Origin of the sequence: Pseudomonas cyclaminis, assembly GCF_015163715.1 — a bacterium.
Taxonomy (GTDB): domain Bacteria; phylum Pseudomonadota; class Gammaproteobacteria; order Pseudomonadales; family Pseudomonadaceae; genus Aquipseudomonas; species Aquipseudomonas cyclaminis.
Genome location: NZ_JADDUM010000193.1, coordinates 13,843 through 31,403, shown reverse-complemented (window position 1 = coordinate 31,403; position 17,561 = coordinate 13,843). Strand labels below are relative to the sequence as shown.

Genomic DNA, 17,561 nt, shown 5'->3' with positions numbered 1-17,561 from the left:
GCCGACGCCACCCGCGATACGCGCCTGCGCGCCCTGGCCCTGGGCGCCCGGGACTTCATCAGCAAGCCGCTGGACGCGCTGGAAACCATGCTGCGGGTGTGGAACCTGCTGGAAACCCGTGTGCTCTACAAGACCCTGCGCACCCTGGTGCCCGCCGAGCACATCGAGTTGTTGCAACGGCGCCAGGCAACAGGCACTCTGCCCGCCGCCGGGGACGACCCGGCCTGACTTCCCCTCGGTTCATGCACTTCAAGGACGATCCGCACATGGCGGCTTCAAACAAATGGCTGATGTCGTCAGTCGCGTACTACCTGGATTTTTTCACCGTCCCCCTGTTTGTCGGCCTGGCGCTGTGCCTGGCGCCGCTTGAGCCGCTGCAACTGCTCGCGGGCCTGCTGGCCTGGACACTGGTGGAGTATTCGGCGCACCGTTTTCTGTTCCACTCGCTGTATCGCCACGAGCACTGGACCCACCATGTGGATGTGCTGGCCTATATCGGCGTATCGAGCTGGAAAACCAGCTCCACCTTTGCGGCGTTGCTGCTACTGGCCTGGTACACCGGCTTGACCTCGGCGTTTGTCGGCGCGGTGACGGGCTACTTCTACTACATCTCGGTGCACTACGTGATGCACGCCCGGCGCATTGGGCCTACGCGTTCATTCCGGGGCTGGTAGCGAATCACGATCTGCATCATCGCAAAGGCATTGAAAAGAACTTCGGCGTGTCTTCGCCGCTGTGGGACCATGTGTTTCGGACCTATGTTCGAGTGGAGCCAGACACACCTGCGCGCGGATAAACCTGTCCAGGGGTGACGCCTTGGGCAGCATCAATGTGCTGCACTCAAGGCAAAACGGCAGGACCCATAGCTTCAATTGCTGCGAGCTTTTGAAGTCGAACACGGGCAAGGGCTTGCTGAATGAATCTGTCCATGGGTAGATCAGCACTGCATGCCCGGCCGCCTTCAAGTAAAGATGGGCATAAGCATGGAGCTGATAGAAGTCGGCCTGGCTGAGTTGGTACTTTTCGTGGCGGTTGCCTTTGGTGTGGTCCAATAGCTTCCATTTGGTGTCGAGCACCATACGTGACTGTCTGCCCTCCTGAACCAGCAAGTCAGGCTTCAGACGGAACCAGTCCTGGCCTTTGTGCGACACCAGATGTTCTCTGCTGACTTGAGTCTTAAGGCCATAACCCTCCTCTAGCTGGCCCGCCAAATGTTTCGCCACATAGGCTTCGAAGACAGCCTCCATGGGAAACAGCAACGACGGTGCGTGATGCTTGCCTGTACCCGGCACCGGACTGTTGCCCTCCAAAATCAGCCTCGCCCACTCAAGCGCCGGTTCGTAATAGGCCATACCCCGGTCCAGCCGGATGCGCTTGAAGTCCAGAGCCACATCTCTGGACATCGGCACGTCAGCGAATACAAAACACAACTCTCGCGCCAGACGTTGATTGTCGGGTGTGCTGCACATTCCCAACGCATTGCGCAGGGCCGAGTGGATCAGGCGATTTTCTGCACGATCCGGAGTGAACTCGTCGTACTCGGTAAAAAAACGGTCGCGTCGCACCAGATTTTCCGAGAGGTGGCGCGCCATCATTAGCTTGCCCCGCAGGCTGGATAAGTTGGCTTGTCGAGCGCTGTAATCGCTGCGCAGGCCTTTGCTGACAATATGCCCCACCGTTTCAAGAAACTGCTGGAGGAACACTTCAAGCAAAGGCATCCGTTCAGCCTGAAGATTGGCATTCAACGTCTTGAGGTGACGAAAACCGCGCAGGCACTTGAGCATCTCGATCAGCTTTCTGCGTGCCCGGTGCGCTGAAGTTTTTCGGCCGATCTTGGGCAGTATCTCTATCTGAAAACCGCAGGGCGCACGCAATACGCCGACGTAGCTGGTCACCTGGATCACACGTCTCCCCTGTCGGCTGGTCAGTTTCAACCACATAGGTGCCTGCTCGCCTACTTTCAGGCACTGCCCCTCCAGCCAGGCGAATACTTTCTCGGGAATGACGGTTGCACTCACCCCGTCGCCAGCGGTGACCAGCTTGTCGTATTCGAAGATCTGTACAGCGCTCATTCAAAGGCCGTTTTGGGCAGCGTCGAATAAATTCCGATGTACGCTTGAGGTTGATCGAACACCTCGACATTCAGGCAATACCGCGGACGTAGCGAATGCTCATCCCATTCGTCATTTGATCCGAACAAGTCTGTGAAACCGGTATCCGACGCCAAACGTTTTACAAACTGGAACTCAGGATCTTCCTTCTGGTTGTCGCCCAGCACCAGCCAGATTTTCTGCCAATCGTCAAAAAAGTATTCCTCCAGCAGCGGGATAATTCGTGTTCTGAATATCGTGGCCAGTGCATCGAAACGCAGCTCAGTCGAAACTTGCTCCAATGGAGTGAAATACGCATGCCCGATGGTGTGCTCACGATCATAGAGCGCTTCGATGCGCATGTTCAGGGCGCCCAAAAGGTATTTAAGGCTGATTTCGTGATCATCCTTGAACACCGTGATGTCCTGCAATACACCCGGATCGGGCATCCGTTCGATAAACTCGAATCGGCGTCGCAATGCCGTATCCACCAACGCCAACGAACGGTCGGCCGTGTTCATCGTGCCAATCACGTCGACATTCAACGGAACGCTGAAAGGCTTGCCCGAATAGGGCAGCGTCAGCGTTACCGGATTACGCGCACCCTCACGCTTGTCGAGTTCGATCAACGTGATCAGTTCGCCAAAAATCTTGCTGATGTTGCCTCGGTTGATTTCGTCTATCACCATCGCGTACTGATGCGTCGGGTCCTTTCGGGCTCGCTCACACAAACGCAAAAAGGCGCCCTGTTTGATCTCGTAGCGAACGTCACCACGGCTAACGTCATCGGCCTGCTCGTCTGTGCTGTCGAAAATAACCGGACGCAGCCCCTCGACAAACTCTTCGTAGCCGTAGGACTGGTGAAAGGTGACGAATTCGAAGCGCTCTTCGCCCCCGGCAGCGGTGTACTTCGATCGAAGCAGGTCTTGTAGCGTCCAGGTTTTTCCGGTGCCAGGCGGCCCATAGTAGATTTGATTGCGAGTGATGACGCTGCTTTCGGACAGGTCGTCGCCATCCAGTATTGTGCGGTTTTCCATATCGACCGCCTCCTCACTGCCGTACTGATCCGGCCAAAAGCCGATGCGGTTGGAACGCTGACCACGTTTTGTCGATTTATCGTTATTCCGGGTGGCTGCGCCTTCTACCAACTCGACAAGCTGCTGATTCAAGAGCTGATTCTCGCGTACGCGCTTCAGCCCGGAAAACGCAACCCATCGCACCTCGACTCCACCCTGGCGCACAAACAATGCACCAATAGTCGAACCCCTGATCGCGTTTTTTTCCTTCCCGCCGAAAACCAGTTGAGCATTGGTATTCTTCGTTGACCACCAGTCAAAGCCCAACTCATGCACCGCGGTTGCAAAACGCGCAAACAACCGCGTTAGCTCGTTGCTCCAGCCAGGCTGCCGTTCCCTGAAATCCTTGCAGCGCTGAAAATGGCCCAGTACGTTCGCCACATTCGGACTGCGGATCAGGCCCAGCTGTGCAGCGACGTCGTCATATCCGATGCCGAAGTTCTCGATAGCGGCCGCGCTCCAGGCAACAATTCCCTCAAGACCTAGCTTCAGCCCTTCTTCAGCCGACATCAGCGCAACAATCGGTGAGTTGTTGTAAAGCCCACGAATTTCGTCATAGCGCTTACGCATGGACGGATCGTGAATTTTAGCGTCGACGAGATCAATCTTGACGACGAAACCGTCGACGGCGTCGATGCCTATGGTGTATGCCAACCCCCGGGGAGCATCTGCATACGGATAGATACGCGACCAGTTGTAAGCCACGAACTTTCTGTTCCACTGGTCTATAGGTCGGCGAATAGTTTTAGTGGAACCGTGGGGGAAGAGTCGCGCACGTAATGCTACAGCCCACAGTTTGGTGATGTCGTAAGCTTGGCGCAGTTGACCGTAGGCATCACGGTGGGCGCTATCGGTCTTGTCAAATACCTTTTCGTGCCATTCGCGCAGGCATTCGAATTGGTCGCGGGTGAAGTTGGTAGATGCCACGTGCAGAAATTCCTTCCCTTGAAAATGATTGCATACTGCCATTATCACGTAACGCCTGGATAGCGACCCTACTAAATGTTTCCAAGAGGCGGTTTTCCGTTGCTAACATCCAGCCTAGCTATTGTTTTTATTACGAATAAATCTAGCGATCGATACACCCGTATTTCCAGCGTTATCTACGCTCAAGCCCGTGCCAGGAGGCGCATTGAAGAGTCCATGACGGACCCACTGTCTCCTGGCGCCTGATGCTTAGGAGATAACGATGAGAATGGACACCCATCGCCCCCGGCCTGGGTTCGGCTGTGCGCTGTTTGGCGCGTTGCTGAGCCCTCTGGTCGTCGCGGCCCCCACGCTGTCTACGCAAATACCCTTCGATGTCACGGCGACGCCGCCGTTTTCCCTCACCAGTCTGCAAGCCAACTTCGACGAGATGTCATGGCAGACGTTTATTGCGCTGAACTGGCCGGTGCTGGCCGATGGCAATCCCAATACCGGTGTGCAGATCGGCCAGCAGGACGCGGCCACGGTGTGGGAAAGCTACAAAGAGAGCTATCAGATCTTCCTGCCCCAAGGGCAGAAACCGGCAGCCTGGCAGGCGCCCGCCAACGTGCCGGCGGCCTGTGAGGGCAAAGGCTCGGGACGCTTGTTGCAGCAAATGGGCAAGGTGCCGGATGTGCTGGACGAGTTTATCCAGCCGTTTCAAAGCGGCCCGCTGGTGGACCAGAGCGGCGTGTACACACGCAATGAAATTGTGGTCAACCAATCGATGTTCGACGGCATCGTCAACAATGGCCTGTACAGCATCCAGGGCCAGCAGGCGTTTTTTGCCGCCAGCCCGACCAATGCGGTGGCGTTCAGTTGTGGCAACCCGGCCACCAGTGACGTGGGTTCGCTGATGGTCAAGGCCTCGTGGAAGGTGCTGGACGGCAACGACCAGCCCGGCAGTTTCCATACCGTTGATGCCCTGGTGTATACGCCGGGCAACAGCGACCCGAGCAAGGGGCCGGTGGTGGCCGAGTCCTGCGTTGCCGAGCCGGTGGGGCTGGTGGGGTTGCATATCGTGCACAAGACCACCAGCGCGCCGCAGTGGGTGTGGTCGACCTTCGAGCACGTCGACAATGTGCCGGAGAAAACCACGCCGCCCGCCGAGCGCAAGGGCCCGTACTTGTTCTACAACGCCAGCAGCCATGCCGAGGTCAACCAGCCGCCACCCCGGCCGTGGAACCCGGCGGTAAAGGCCACGCCATCGCAGATCGTGCGTGAAATCCCTTTGACCGACGAAACCAAGGCCCTCAACACCACCTACCAGAACCTGCTGCGCACGGTGAATCCCAATAGCGTATGGGCTAATTACCAGTTGATCAGCACCCAGTGGCCGACCCTCAGCGGCCAGCCACCGTGCCAGATCTCGGCCACCAAGCCGTTGGGCAATCCCGCGCCGTCATTCCTCGCCAATGCCACGCTGGAGACCTACATCCAGGGCACCGTGCCCCAGGCATCGTCAAGCTGCATCGCCTGTCACGGCAATGCGGCCACCCACGTGACGCAATCTCCGCGCACCAGTTTCGCCGACTTCACCTATCTGCTCGAACGCGCCCAATCCACCGGTGTGACAAGGAGTCAGCCATGAGTACCGACCTGGACAATTTCACCGGCCTGAGCGTGGTGCTCACCGGCATCAATCAGGAACTGCTGGCGCCCTCGGTCGACCCCATCGGCCTGCCCACCACCTTTCTGGACTTCATCGGCCCACGCCTGGGGCAAAACGTGCTCAGCGCCCTACTCGCCCAATACGCCGCGCTGCTGGCCGAACAGCAGACCCCGCAACAAATCGGCACCGCGATCCTGATGCAAAACGGCCAACCCGCCCCCACGCAAACCGCTCAAGCCGCGCGCGCAATCATGAAGTTGTGGCTGCTGGGCGTGTGGTACCAGCCGTACACCCAAGGTGCGTTCCCGGTGGACGAGCAAACCGTCGTCAGTGCCGAGGCCTACACCCAGAGCTGGGCATGGAACATCGCTCAGGCCCATCCCATGGGTTACAGCGAGTTCTTCTTTGGTTACTGGAACAGCCCGCCACCGAGCCTGGAAGACTTCACCGGGGTCACCGCCAGCCCACAGCCAGGAGCATCCTCATGAGCAGCGAACAAGCAGACGTCGTGATCGTCGGTGCCGGCCTGGCGGGCAGCATCATTGCCTACCAACTCGGCCTGGCGGGGGTGAAGGTGCTGGTGCTGGAGTCCGGCCCGGAAGTCCCGGCCAACCGTAACCAGTACCTGCAGCGGTTCTACACCGCCACGCTGAAAACCCCCGAATCGCCCTACCCGCCGGTCAGCACCCTGAGCCCGGCACGCAACCCGGCCGAACAGAACGCGCCACGGGCGACGATTGCCGACCTGATCCTGGGTTGGGACAACCCCGACGTCAGCTATCTGGTCCAGAAAGGCCCGCTGCCATTTACCAGCACGTATGAACGGGTCGGCGGCGGCACCACCTGGCATTGGGTCGCCACGTGCCTGCGCATGTTGCCCAATGATTTCCGGATGAAGTCGCTGTATGGCGTGGGCGTGGATTGGCCGATCGGCTACAACGACCTGCAAAGCGCCTATTGCCGCGCCGAGGCGGAAATCGGCGTGGCGGCCAACGTCGCCGACCAGGCCTACCTGGGCATCACCTTCCCGACAAACTATGAATACCCGATGACCAGCATTCCGTTGTCACTGGTCGATGGCAGCTTCGTCAGCGCGGTGCAGGGCCAGTCATTCCAGGGCTTGCCGCTGGTGGTCAGCCCGACGCCGGCCGGGCGCAATTCGCAGCCGTATGCCGGGCGGCGGGTGTGCGCGGGCAATACCAACTGCACGCCGATCTGCCCGATCCAGGCCAAGTACGACGCCACCGTGACCCTGAACAATGCGCTCAACACCGGCAATGTACGGGTGCTGTACAAAACCGTGGCGAGCAAGGTCACCGTGGCAGCGGACAAGACTGTCAGCGGCATCGAGTTTATCCAGTACCAACTGGGTGATGGACCGGCCACCGGCACGGGCGTCGCGGTCGGCCAGCGGTATGTGATTGCCGCCCATGCCATCGAGACGCCGAAACTGCTGCTCAACTCCACCAGCAGCGCCTGGCCCAAGGGCGTTGCCAATAGCAGCGGCCAGGTCGGTCGCAGCCTGGCGGACCACCCGATCTACCTGGCGTGGGGCTTGATGCCCGAAGGCAAGACGGTGTTCCCGTACCGTGGCCCGGTGTCCACCTCCGGCATCGAAAGCCTGCGCGACGGCGCCTTTCGCAGCCAGCGCGCAGCGTGGCGGATCGAGATCGGCAACGAGGGTTTCAACTGGCCGATCGGCGATCCCTACACCACCGTCGCCGACCTGATCGACGGCACCAACGTCAGCCGCACCAACCCGCTGCCAAACGCCACGGGAGCGCCCCAGGTGCTGTTCGGCACGGCGCTGGTACAACAGCTGAACAACCTGCTCACCCGGCAGTTCCGCGTGGGCTTTTTGGTGGAACAAGTCGAGGACGATCCCAATAACGCCAACTGCTACATCGTGCCGTCCAGCCAGTACCAGGACCGCCTGGGCATCCCGCGCCCGGAAATCCATTACGACCTGTCGGACTACACCAAGGAGGGCTTCAAGCAGGCGCGGATTCTCGCCAGCCATGTCATCACCGAACTGCTCGGCGCTACTGAACTGACGGCCGATATCAAGCCGGGGCTGTTTGACTACCAGGGTGAGTCGTACTCTTTCCAGGGCGCCGGCCACTTGATGGGCACCTACCGCATGGGCGCCGACCCGGCCACCTCGGTGGTCGACAAGTACCAGCGCAGTTGGGACCACAACAACCTGTTCCTGGTGGGCGACGGCGTGTTCCCCACCACCGGCACATCCAACCCGAGCCTGACCATCGCCGCGCTGTCGATCCAGGCCGGCGACACGCTGTGCAACGACCTCAAGGCCGTCACCGTGCAGGTGCAGGCGAACCAACCCTGGCAAGGCACTGGCGTGCAGATCAGCGGCCCAAGCCCGCGCCTGGTGCGCTATGTCAGCGGCCAATGGCTGGCCAGCCCGGTCGGTGGCATGGTCGATGGCAATGGCAGTCCGGGGTTGATCGCCAAGGCGGGCTACACCCTGCCCGGTGCAAATGAAGGGGCGCTGATTGGGCGTGTGGGCAACAGTGGCACGCCATTTCTGGTGGGGGACCTGGCCGAGATTCCGCCGGGGCAGACCGGGGAATTGCAGCTGTGCATCAACGATGATCTGGAGGGGCGGTATGGGATTGGGCTTGGAGATAACCAGGGGGCGCTGACGGTACGGGTCGAGTTCGGTACCGCGTAAAAACCGGGCTGCGAGCGTGCTCAGCGCGCAGCCCCGGTGCTCTCAGGCTCTCGGCATGCAGGTCCTTGACGCGTCACATACCGTGGCTATGGTCACGTTCATCCCCGTCCAGCTGTTTCCTTTCTTTCTTGGTCAGCGGCTCTTGCAGGTCTACATAGTGCTCACGCACACGCTGCGCCATCTCAAGCACGTACGGTTCATCCTCGATAGCGACCACGAACAGCCGAAGGGGAAGCGCGCCGGTCTCGCCACTGCCCAGGATCCGCAGCGCGTCATCGATGGTGTCGAACGGCTCACCGATCTGCGAATGGGCGTCACACAGGCCAAAACTTATAAAGCTCGCCCAATCCCACCCCGTCTCGCGCACGTCGACGGGCAGGTAGGTGCCATCCGGGTTTTTGCCCGCCGTGAGCAACAGCTGCTCCAACGCTTGAGCAGAGCTGACCGTTGGAACCGCAGTGGCCAATTGCAGGTTCGCAGACTCGTGATAGAACAGGTAGTAACCGCCCCGAGGCAACTTGGACAGCTTGGGTAGCTGGCCTTTTTTACTGCCCACATCGGCGACCCAGTCCTTTGCCCGCTTGGCCTGCAAAAGCACGGCTTTGCGACAGATAAGGCCACCAATGTTCAATGAAATAATAACGCCAAGGTCGGCCCCTAACCGGCTTTCTTCCGGCTTGCCCGCCAGTTGCAGCGTGCCAAGGAAAGACTGGGACATGGGGTAGCCGAATTTTGGAACCTGTTTGGACGCCCAGCTCCCAAGCCAGTGTTCGACGTAGGCACTGAACCGGCCGTTCAACAGATCTTCAATGGCCGCTGCGCTGTTCAGGAACCTGGCCATTTCCTGTTGGCACTGAAACATCGCCCAGTAGATCGCCCAGAGCACATCGATGGACAGGTGGGTGGGTGAAGTCGCCAATTGGCTCAGCAGTTGCCACTGATCGGCGGTTTGACGACATTGCAACAACTGACGGGCGGGATCGCGTTGCATGTTTGCCGCCGCCAACCCTGCGCTGGCCGCGACAATATTGGGAAAACCGCCGGTAACCGCAACGCCGAAGTGATCCCGATTGGCGCGTTCGCGAATGCCTTCGGCGCACTTGCGCAACTTGGCATAGGCTGCCACATCCGGTGTTTTCTGAAAGACCAGTTGCCCCAGGCAGTCGTGGGCTTGTGGCATTTTCACCTCGCGCACAAGGTCCATCACCCGGGCCAAGTTTACGGCGAAATCAGGCGCCAGCCATCCGTCGCCTTTCGCAGCTGCCAAAGCCCCTGCCGCGGCCAACTCGAAGTCCTTCAACTGGCGCTGGGATTTTAGAAGTTCCGCCAATAGGTCCTTAAGTTTGAGCTGTTCCTCATGCTGACCAGCGACGTACCGGTTGTGCTCGTCGATGTCGCTGTTGCGTTGTGCCGTGATGGCCGGCTCATCGAAGGCCAGGATCGCTTGTTCATGCTGGAGCCGGGCGGCCTTGAGTTCAACGGACGCCTGATGCGTAGCCAGCGGGCTGAGCAGCCAACCGAAGCCGCGCCCTTCACCTTTGTGCCGATCGAACTGCTGTTGGCACTGCTGCACGCACGCCTGGGTCGGAGCCAGGGCTCTGGTGCGCTCCCTTTCGGCGCTGCGTAAACTCAGGCGGTCGATAGCGGCAATGCTGGCTTGAGCCTGGCTGATTCGCTCGGACAAGACCGTCAGGGTCTGGCTGAGCGCATGGGAAAAGGTGTTGCTCTGGACCCTGATATTTTTACGGAGCGACGTTTGGAGCATGGTCATGAGTGACTTCCTGGTCGAACTATCTGCATGCGCAATAGTAACCATACGGGTGCCGAAATCGACATTGCTTGCACACCCGCAACACTCCTTTGTCATCACGGCCATTGATAGCCCCCTAACGAAACCCCTATGCTAGAGGGCTAATCTCGCGCTTATATCATTCGCAATGATAGTTACCTTCGCTTCATTCGATTCGTGACATACCCCCTCGCCGCGCATGATCCGCCCATCTCAAATACATTGGCGGATGCACCTCATGGAACAGTCACTCAAACATTTGCGCTTCCCCCTGGCGATTCTGGCCGTGGTGGTGATGAGCGCGTGCGGCAAGACCCCGGACCAAGCGGCCGCCATGCCTGCGGCAAAAGTCAGCGTGGCCAAGGTGCTGGAACAACCGGTCAACGAGTGGGATGAATTCACCGGCCGTTTGGAAGCGCCGGAAACAGTGCAGATCCGTCCTCGGGTTTCTGGCCAGATTGACCAAGTCGCTTTCACCGAAGGCGCTTTGGTCAAGAAAGGCGACCTGCTGTTCCAGATCGACCCGCGTCCGTTCCAGGCTGAAGTGCGCCGCCTTGAAGCCCAGTTGCAACAGACCCGCGCCGCCGCCACTCGCAGCGACAACGAAGCCCAACGCGGCGAGCGCCTGCGCCAGAGCAATGCAATCTCCGCCGAACTGGCCGACTCGCGCACCACCGCCGCCCAGGAAGCCCGCGCCGCTGTCGCCGGCATCCAGGCGCAGTTGGACCTGGCCAAGCTGAACCTGAGTTTTACCCGCGTGACCTCGCCTATCAGCGGCCGCGTCAGCCGTGCCGAGATCACCGCCGGCAACCTGGTGACCGCCGATGTCACCGCGCTGACCAGCGTGGTGTCCACCGACAAGGTCTACGCCTACTTCGACGCCGATGAGCGCGTGTACCTCAAGTACACCGAACTGGCGCGCCAGGGCCGCCGAGGCGCCACTACCCCGGTGTACCTGGGCCTGTCGAATGAAACCGGCAACCCGCACCTGGGCCAGATGAACTTCGTCGACAACCAGGTCAACCCGGCCACCGGCACCATCCGTGGTCGCGCCGTGTTCGATAACAGCAAGGGCGAATACACCCCGGGCCTCTACGCACGCCTGAAGCTGGTGGGCAGCGGCACCTACTCCGCGGTGCTGATCAACGACGAAGCCGTGGGCACCGACCTGGGCAAGAAATTCGTGCTGGTGATGGACGGTGACAAGCCGGCCTACCGTGCCGTGGAACTGGGGCCGAAGATCGAAGGTTTGCGCATCGTGCGCAGCGGCCTGAACAAGGACGACACGATTATCGTCAAGGGCCTGCAGCGCGTGCGTCCAGGCTCGCCGGTCGCGCCGGAAACCATTCCGATGGCCAGCCAGGAAACCCTCGCCGCCTTGGCCCAACAACGACAAGCGCTTGAAGCCAGCAACCTGGAACAAGTGGCGCCGGATAAAGCCGCGCCCAAACTGGCCAGCGTCGCGACTCCACGCGGTTAAGGGATACGACTCAAGATGAATTTTTCCAAGTTCTTCATTTCGCGGCCGATCTTCGCAGCGGTGCTGTCGCTGTTGATCCTGATCGCCGGCGCAATTTCGCTGTTCCAACTGCCGATCAGCGAATACCCGGAAGTGGTGCCGCCGACTGTGGTCGTGCGGGCCAACTTCCCCGGCGCCAACCCCAAGGTCATCGGTGAAACCGTGGCCGCGCCGCTGGAGCAGGCCATCACCGGCGTCGAGAACATGCTGTACATGTCCTCGCAATCCACCGCTGACGGCAAACTGACCCTGACCATCACCTTCGCCCTGGGCACCGACCTGGACAACGCGCAGGTGCAGGTACAGAACCGTGTGACCCGGACTCAGCCAAAATTGCCTGAGGAAGTGACGCGCATCGGTATCACCGTGGACAAGGCCTCCCCCGACCTGACCATGGTGGTGCACTTGACCTCCCCGGATCAGCGCTACGACATGCTGTACCTGTCCAACTACGCCATCCTCAATATCAAGGATGAGCTGGCCCGCTTGGGCGGCGTGGGCGACGTGCAGTTGTTCGGCATGGGCGATTACTCCCTGCGCGTCTGGCTCGACCCGAACAAGACCGCCTCGCGCAACCTGACCGCCACCGACGTGGTGACCGCAATCCGCGAGCAGAACCGCCAGGTGGCGGCCGGTGCCCTGGGCGCGCAGCCTGCGCCGAGCGACACCAGCTTCCAGTTGTCGGTCAATACCCAAGGCCGCCTGGTGACCGAGGAAGAGTTCGAGAACATTGTGATTCGCGCCGGCGCCAACGGTGAAATCACGCGCCTCAAGGACATCGCCCGAGTTGAACTGGGGTCCAGCCAATACGCGCTGCGCTCGCTGATCGATAACCAGCCTGCCGTGGCGATTCCAATCTTCCAACGCCCCGGCTCCAATGCCATCGACATCTCCAACGATGTGCGCGCCAAGATGGCTGAGCTGAAAAAGAGCTTCCCGGCGGGCATGGACTACCGCATCGCCTATGACCCGACGATCTTTGTGCGCGGCTCCATCGAAGCGGTGGTACACACCCTGTTCGAAGCGCTGATCCTCGTGGTGCTGGTGGTGATCCTGTTCCTGCAGACCTGGCGCGCCTCGATCATTCCGTTGGTGGCGGTGCCGGTATCGTTGATCGGTACCTTTGCGGTGATGCACCTGTTCGGGTTCTCGCTCAACGCGCTGTCGTTGTTCGGATTGGTCTTGGCCATCGGCATCGTGGTGGACGACGCCATCGTGGTGGTGGAGAACGTCGAGCGTAATATCGAGCTGGGCCTGGAGCCGTTCCCTGCGACTGAAAAAGCCATGAGTGAAGTGACCGGCCCGATCATCGCCACAGCATTGGTGCTGTGCGCGGTGTTCATTCCAGCCGCGTTCATCAGTGGCTTGACCGGGCAGTTCTACAAACAGTTCGCCTTGACCATTGCGATCTCGACGGTGATCTCGGCGTTCAACTCGCTGACCCTGTCCCCAGCCCTGGCCGCCGTGTTGCTGCGCGGTCACGACGCACCGAAGGATCGCTTCTCGAAGTTCCTCGACAAGCTTTTCGGCGGCTGGCTGTTCCGTCCGTTCAACCGCTTCTTCGAAAAGGCCAGCCATGGCTACGTGGGCACCGTACGCCGGGTGATTCGCGGCAGTGGTATCGCCCTGTTCGTGTACGCCGGCCTGATGGTGCTGACCTTCTTCGGGTTTGCCCACACGCCGACCGGTTTCGTGCCGGCCCAGGACAAGCAATACCTGGTGGCCTTCGCCCAACTGCCCGACGCCGCGAGCCTGGACCGCACCGAAAACGTGATGAAGCGCATGTCGGAGATCGCGCTGAAGCAGCCTGGCGTGGAGGCTGCGATTGCCTTCCCTGGCCTGTCGATCAACGGCTTCACCAACAGCCCGAACAGCGGCATCGTGTTCGTGACCTTGAAGCCGTTCGATGAACGCAAAGACCCGAGCATGTCCGCCGGAGCGATTGCCGGCGCGCTGAATGGCCAGTACGCCAATATCGAAGAAGCCTACATGGCGATCTTCCCACCGCCGCCGGTACAGGGCCTGGGCACGATCGGCGGGTTCCGCCTGCAGATCGAAGACCGCGGCAACCTGGGCTATGACGAGCTGTACAAAGAAGTGCAGAACGTCATCACTAAAAGCCACGGCGTGCCGGAGCTGTTTGGCCTGTTCACCAGCTACACCGTCAATGTGCCGCAAGTCGATGCCGCCATCGACCGCGAAAAGGCCAAGACCCACGGCGTGGCGATCAGCGACATCTTCGACACCCTGCAGGTCTACCTGGGTTCGTTGTATGCCAACGACTTCAACCGCTTCGGGCGCACCTATCAGGTCAACGTGCAGGCTGAGCAACAGTTCCGCCAGGACTCCGACCAGATCGGCCAACTGAAAGTGCGCAACAACAAAGGCGAGATGATCCCGCTGGCGACCTTTATCAAGGTCAGCGACACCTCGGGCCCGGACCGCGTGATGCACTACAACGGCTTCATCACCGCAGAAATCAACGGCAACGCCGCACCGGGCTACAGCTCCGGCCAGGCCCAGGCCGCGATTGAAAAACTGTTGAAGGATGAACTGCCCAACGGCATGACCTACGAGTGGACCGACCTGACCTATCAGCAGATCCTCTCGGGCAATACCGCGCTGTTCGTGTTCCCGCTCTGCGTGCTGCTGGCGTTCCTGGTGCTGGCCGCTCAATACGAGAGCTGGAGCCTGCCGCTGGCGGTGATCCTGATCGTACCGATGACGCTGCTGTCGGCCATCACCGGGGTAATCATCTCGGGCGGCGACAACAACATCTTCACCCAGATCGGCCTGATCGTACTGGTGGGCCTGGCGTGCAAGAACGCGATTCTGATCGTCGAGTTCGCCAAGGATAAACAACAGGAAGGCCTCGACCCGCTCGCTGCCGTACTGGAAGCCTGCCGTCTGCGTCTGCGGCCGATCCTGATGACCTCGTTCGCGTTCATCATGGGTGTGGTGCCACTGGTGTTGTCCAGCGGTGCCGGTGCCGAGATGCGTCATGCCATGGGCGTGGCGGTGTTCTCGGGGATGATTGGTGTGACCTTCTTCGGTCTGTTGCTGACGCCGGTGTTCTACGTACTGATCCGTCGCTATGTGGAACGCAGCGAAGCGCGCAAAGCGGCCAAGGCCTTGAAGCTGGAGACACAGCAATGAGTGTGAAAGTATTCCTGCCGAGCTTGCTGGTACTGGCGCTGAGCGCCTGTGCCGTCGGCCCGGACTATAAAACCCAGACCCCGGAGGCGGCGAACATCACCGCCGCCGCGGACGCCAAGCAGTATGACCACGCCAAGTTCGAAGGCATCTGGTGGCAGCAGTTCGAGGACCCGACCCTTAACCAGTTGGTGACTCAATCCCTGCAAGGCAACCGTGACCTGCGCGTCGCCTTTGCCCGCCTGCGGGCGGCTCGGGCGATCCGCGATGACGCCAGCAATGACGCCATGCCGACCATCACCAGCCGCGTCAGCAGTGACCAGGGCAAGGGCCAGATCCCCGGCCAGACCACTCGCCGGGTCAAGACCGAGCGTTATGACCTGGGCCTGGACATGGCCTGGGAACTGGACCTGTTCGGCCGCATCCAGCGCAACCTGGAAGCGACCGACGCCGACCAGCAGGCCGCCGAAGCCGATCTGTACCAGCTGCAAGTCAGCATGATTGCCGAGCTGGTGGACGCCTACGGTCAACTGCGCGGCGCGCAACTGCGTGAAAAGATCGCCCTGGACAACCTGAAGAACCAGCAGGAATCGCGCACCATCACCGTCAGCCTGCGTGACGCCGGTGTGGGCGATCAACTCGATGTGGAACGTGCCGACGCACGCCTCGCCGCCGTTGAAGCCAGCGTGCCGCAACTGCAGGCCGAACAAGTGCGCGAGCGTAACCGCATCGCCACCCTCCTCGGCCAGCGTCCGGACAAACTCAGCGTGGACTTGAGCCCCAAGGACTTGCCGGCGATTGCCAAGGCACTGCCCATCGGGGACCCAGGCCAACTGCTGCAACGGCGTCCGGATATCCTCAGCGCCGAACGCAAACTGGCCGCCGCCACCGCGCGCATCGGCGTGGCCAAGGCCGACCTGTTCCCACGGGTCAGCCTCAGCGGCTTCCTCGGCTTCACCGCCGGGCGTGGTTCGCAGATCGGCTCCTCGGCAGCGAATGCCTGGGCCCTCGGCCCGAGCATCACCTGGGCCGCGTTCGACCTGGGCAGCGTACGCGCCCGCCTGCGTGGCGCCGACGCCGAAGCCGATGGCGCCCTGGCGACCTACGAACAGCAAGTGTTGCTCGCCCTGGAAGAATCCGAGAACGCCTTCAGTGACTACGGCAAGCGCCAGCAACGCCTGATCTCACTGATCCGTCAAAGCGAATCCAGCCGCGCCGCCGCCGACCTCGCCGCCATCCGCTACCGCGAAGGCACCGTAGACTTCCTCGTCCTGCTCGACGCCCAACGCGAACGCCTGGCCGCCGAAGACTCCCAGGCCCAGGCCGAAGTAGACCTGTATCGCGGAATCGTGGCGATCTACAAGGCGCTGGGGGGTGGATGGAAGCCGGACACGGTTGTGGCGACTGCGAAGTAACGTAAGAGCTCCTTTGGTTGGTCGCATCCAGCCAATTTTTAGCCCTGTGACCTGTTTGGTCATGGGGCTTTTTTTGTTTAATGCCTCAGCCACCTATATAGGGGGTCGGCGGTGATTGCCTTCACGCCACCCAGCGTTATCTGTCAGAACATTCTGAAATTACATTGCGAACTAAGGTTGGCCGGTCAAAGGTCGATAAGGGATGGAGTGCTTAATACAAACAGGAAATTGATATGGGAATGCTTGTTACGAATACCGCAACCACGCTATCGAAGCAGACTGATGCTCGCGTCATCAGAAATCCGACGATGGTGACGAATGCGTTTACTGTAAATGAAGAATCCAAGGCGGCGGAGACACTAAAGCTTAAGGACCAGGAAAAAACCAACGACCTAAAGGCGTTCTTAAAAAACTATGACATGACCTCAATTAGCACCCGCGAGCTTAAAATTGTTGGCAGGAAGCTCTACGAGAACGATCTGATAGATGGAAACACATTCAGCATGTTCATCTCCGGAGATGGCGCATCCGATGAGAACGGACGTCAAACCAAACAGGATGTAAAATTTAATGCCATAGCGCTATTCAATGAGAAATATGAAGATCAACTGAAGTACTTCAGTAGCGACCGCTACTCAACGCCAAGAGATGTCACCTATATTCTTGGCGGAATGAAAAGTGCAAACCAGGTCATCAATGCCCTAGCCTATTTTGTAAACTCTGCAAATAACACCTTGTCGGTAGATGAGCGTGCCTGAGTCACGCTCGCAGAATGGCAGTGCACCAAATGAATTACGGCACACTGCCGCTCACGTTCTACCTTCCGTACCTGACGTTTCCTGAATACGCTTTCGAATTAGATTCAGGATTGTTCAGCCTGACTCGATACGTACCGAAAGCCCCGACATAGGAGACACTGTTTCCTATGCTACTTGCTACGGGACTCCACCCTCCGCCCGACGCACGCTCTATTGAAATCATCGGCGCACTTCCAGAACCGCCCGGCGATACCACGGCATCAATACTCGCGCCAGAACAGCCATTATCTCCCGTTATCTCAAAAGGGCCATGAACTGTTAATTCGGTTTCGCCCTCTATGATGCCGCTATAACTCTCAGAAATACTCAAACACAAAGCAGACACCTGTAACGACAACCCCATCAACACTGCAAACGACAACACAATAAACCTTTTCATAAATTCACCTTCATAAATTAATGATCAAAGATCTCAGCATGCAATACAT

10 protein-coding genes and 2 pseudogenes are annotated in these 17,561 nt (G+C 59.7%); 9 read left to right on the top strand and 3 right to left on the bottom strand.

All coding sequences use genetic code 11. The features are described 5' to 3' along the window. Positions 1-228 (top strand): annotated as a pseudogene (locus IQK56_RS22485) (response regulator); the annotation flags it as partial. Between the two features lie 172 nt (positions 229-400). Continuing rightward, positions 401-697 (top strand): annotated as a pseudogene (locus IQK56_RS22480) (hypothetical protein); the annotation flags it as partial. Here IQK56_RS22480 and IQK56_RS22475 read toward each other — a convergent pair. Further along, positions 657-2,072: an McrC family protein gene (locus IQK56_RS22475; protein ID WP_246500264.1), complete on the bottom strand. Its 1,416-nt coding sequence runs from the start codon at positions 2,070-2,072 to the stop codon at positions 657-659. The pseudogene IQK56_RS22480 and the gene IQK56_RS22475 sit on opposite strands and share 41 nt — an antisense overlap. Next, positions 2,069-4,093, bottom strand: a complete 2,025-nt coding sequence (locus IQK56_RS22470) for an AAA family ATPase (protein ID WP_193863096.1) — start codon at positions 4,091-4,093, stop codon at positions 2,069-2,071. Before IQK56_RS22470 ends, IQK56_RS22475 begins: the two co-directional genes overlap by 4 nt. A 262-nt stretch (positions 4,094-4,355) precedes the next feature. On the opposite strand from IQK56_RS22470, the gene IQK56_RS22465 reads away from it, so the two are divergent. From IQK56_RS22465 to IQK56_RS22455, 3 genes are read left to right on the top strand one after another with little or no spacing between them, the layout of a single operon-like run. Beyond that, complete coding sequence (locus tag IQK56_RS22465; protein WP_122307749.1) at positions 4,356-5,723, top strand: cytochrome C; 1,368 nt, start codon at positions 4,356-4,358, stop codon at positions 5,721-5,723. Beyond that, positions 5,720-6,232 (top strand): sorbitol dehydrogenase, encoded by a 513-nt coding sequence (locus IQK56_RS22460; protein WP_193863094.1) that lies wholly within the window; start codon positions 5,720-5,722, stop codon positions 6,230-6,232. The genes IQK56_RS22465 and IQK56_RS22460 overlap by 4 nt, the downstream gene beginning before the upstream one ends. Beyond that, the gene (locus tag IQK56_RS22455) at positions 6,229-8,439 is read left to right on the top strand and encodes a GMC family oxidoreductase (RefSeq protein WP_122307747.1); all 2,211 of its coding nucleotides are present in this window, start codon (positions 6,229-6,231) and stop codon (positions 8,437-8,439) included. The genes IQK56_RS22460 and IQK56_RS22455 overlap by 4 nt, the downstream gene beginning before the upstream one ends. A gap of 73 nt (positions 8,440-8,512) precedes the next feature. Here the strand turns inward: IQK56_RS22455 and IQK56_RS22450 are convergent, their stop codons facing one another. Continuing rightward, entirely contained in the window at positions 8,513-10,315 is a 1,803-nt protein-coding gene (locus IQK56_RS22450; protein ID WP_193863092.1) for a hypothetical protein, read from the bottom strand. 151 nt (positions 10,316-10,466) lie between these two features. On the opposite strand from IQK56_RS22450, the gene mexE reads away from it, so the two are divergent. The 4 genes from mexE to IQK56_RS22430 all read left to right on the top strand — a co-directional run bounded on the left by mexE (position 10,467) and on the right by IQK56_RS22430 (position 17,073). Further along, on the top strand, positions 10,467-11,708 hold the full coding sequence (mexE, locus tag IQK56_RS22445; protein ID WP_122307763.1) for a multidrug efflux RND transporter periplasmic adaptor subunit MexE: 1,242 nt from the start codon (positions 10,467-10,469) through the stop codon (positions 11,706-11,708). Between the two features lie 15 nt (positions 11,709-11,723). After that, complete coding sequence (locus IQK56_RS22440; RefSeq protein WP_099584252.1) at positions 11,724-14,903, top strand: efflux RND transporter permease subunit; 3,180 nt, start codon at positions 11,724-11,726, stop codon at positions 14,901-14,903. After that, positions 14,900-16,315 carry an efflux transporter outer membrane subunit gene (locus IQK56_RS22435; RefSeq protein ID WP_122307745.1) on the top strand — a complete coding sequence of 472 codons (1,416 nt, stop codon included), beginning with the start codon at positions 14,900-14,902 and terminating at the stop codon, positions 16,313-16,315. The genes IQK56_RS22440 and IQK56_RS22435 overlap by 4 nt, the downstream gene beginning before the upstream one ends. Before the next feature lie 233 nt (positions 16,316-16,548). Then, the gene (locus IQK56_RS22430; RefSeq protein WP_150675180.1) at positions 16,549-17,073 is read left to right on the top strand and encodes a hypothetical protein; all 525 of its coding nucleotides are present in this window, start codon (positions 16,549-16,551) and stop codon (positions 17,071-17,073) included. Positions 17,074-17,561: the final 488 nt, after the last annotated feature.

What these genes read in the sequence shown, in the direction of transcription:
- IQK56_RS22475 (WP_246500264.1), bottom strand. Translation starts at nt 2,072, where the DNA reads ATGAGCGCTGTACAGATCTTCGAATACGACAAGCTGGTCACCGCTGGC.
- IQK56_RS22465 (WP_122307749.1), top strand. Translation starts at nt 4,356, where the DNA reads ATGAGAATGGACACCCATCGCCCCCGGCCTGGGTTCGGCTGTGCGCTG.
- IQK56_RS22460 (WP_193863094.1), top strand. Translation starts at nt 5,720, where the DNA reads ATGAGTACCGACCTGGACAATTTCACCGGCCTGAGCGTGGTGCTCACC.
- IQK56_RS22455 (WP_122307747.1), top strand. Translation starts at nt 6,229, where the DNA reads ATGAGCAGCGAACAAGCAGACGTCGTGATCGTCGGTGCCGGCCTGGCG.
- IQK56_RS22450 (WP_193863092.1), bottom strand. Translation starts at nt 10,315, where the DNA reads ATGGCCGTGATGACAAAGGAGTGTTGCGGGTGTGCAAGCAATGTCGAT.
- mexE (WP_122307763.1), top strand. Translation starts at nt 10,467, where the DNA reads ATGGAACAGTCACTCAAACATTTGCGCTTCCCCCTGGCGATTCTGGCC.
- IQK56_RS22440 (WP_099584252.1), top strand. Translation starts at nt 11,724, where the DNA reads ATGAATTTTTCCAAGTTCTTCATTTCGCGGCCGATCTTCGCAGCGGTG.
- IQK56_RS22435 (WP_122307745.1), top strand. Translation starts at nt 14,900, where the DNA reads ATGAGTGTGAAAGTATTCCTGCCGAGCTTGCTGGTACTGGCGCTGAGC.
- IQK56_RS22430 (WP_150675180.1), top strand. Translation starts at nt 16,549, where the DNA reads ATGGGAATGCTTGTTACGAATACCGCAACCACGCTATCGAAGCAGACT.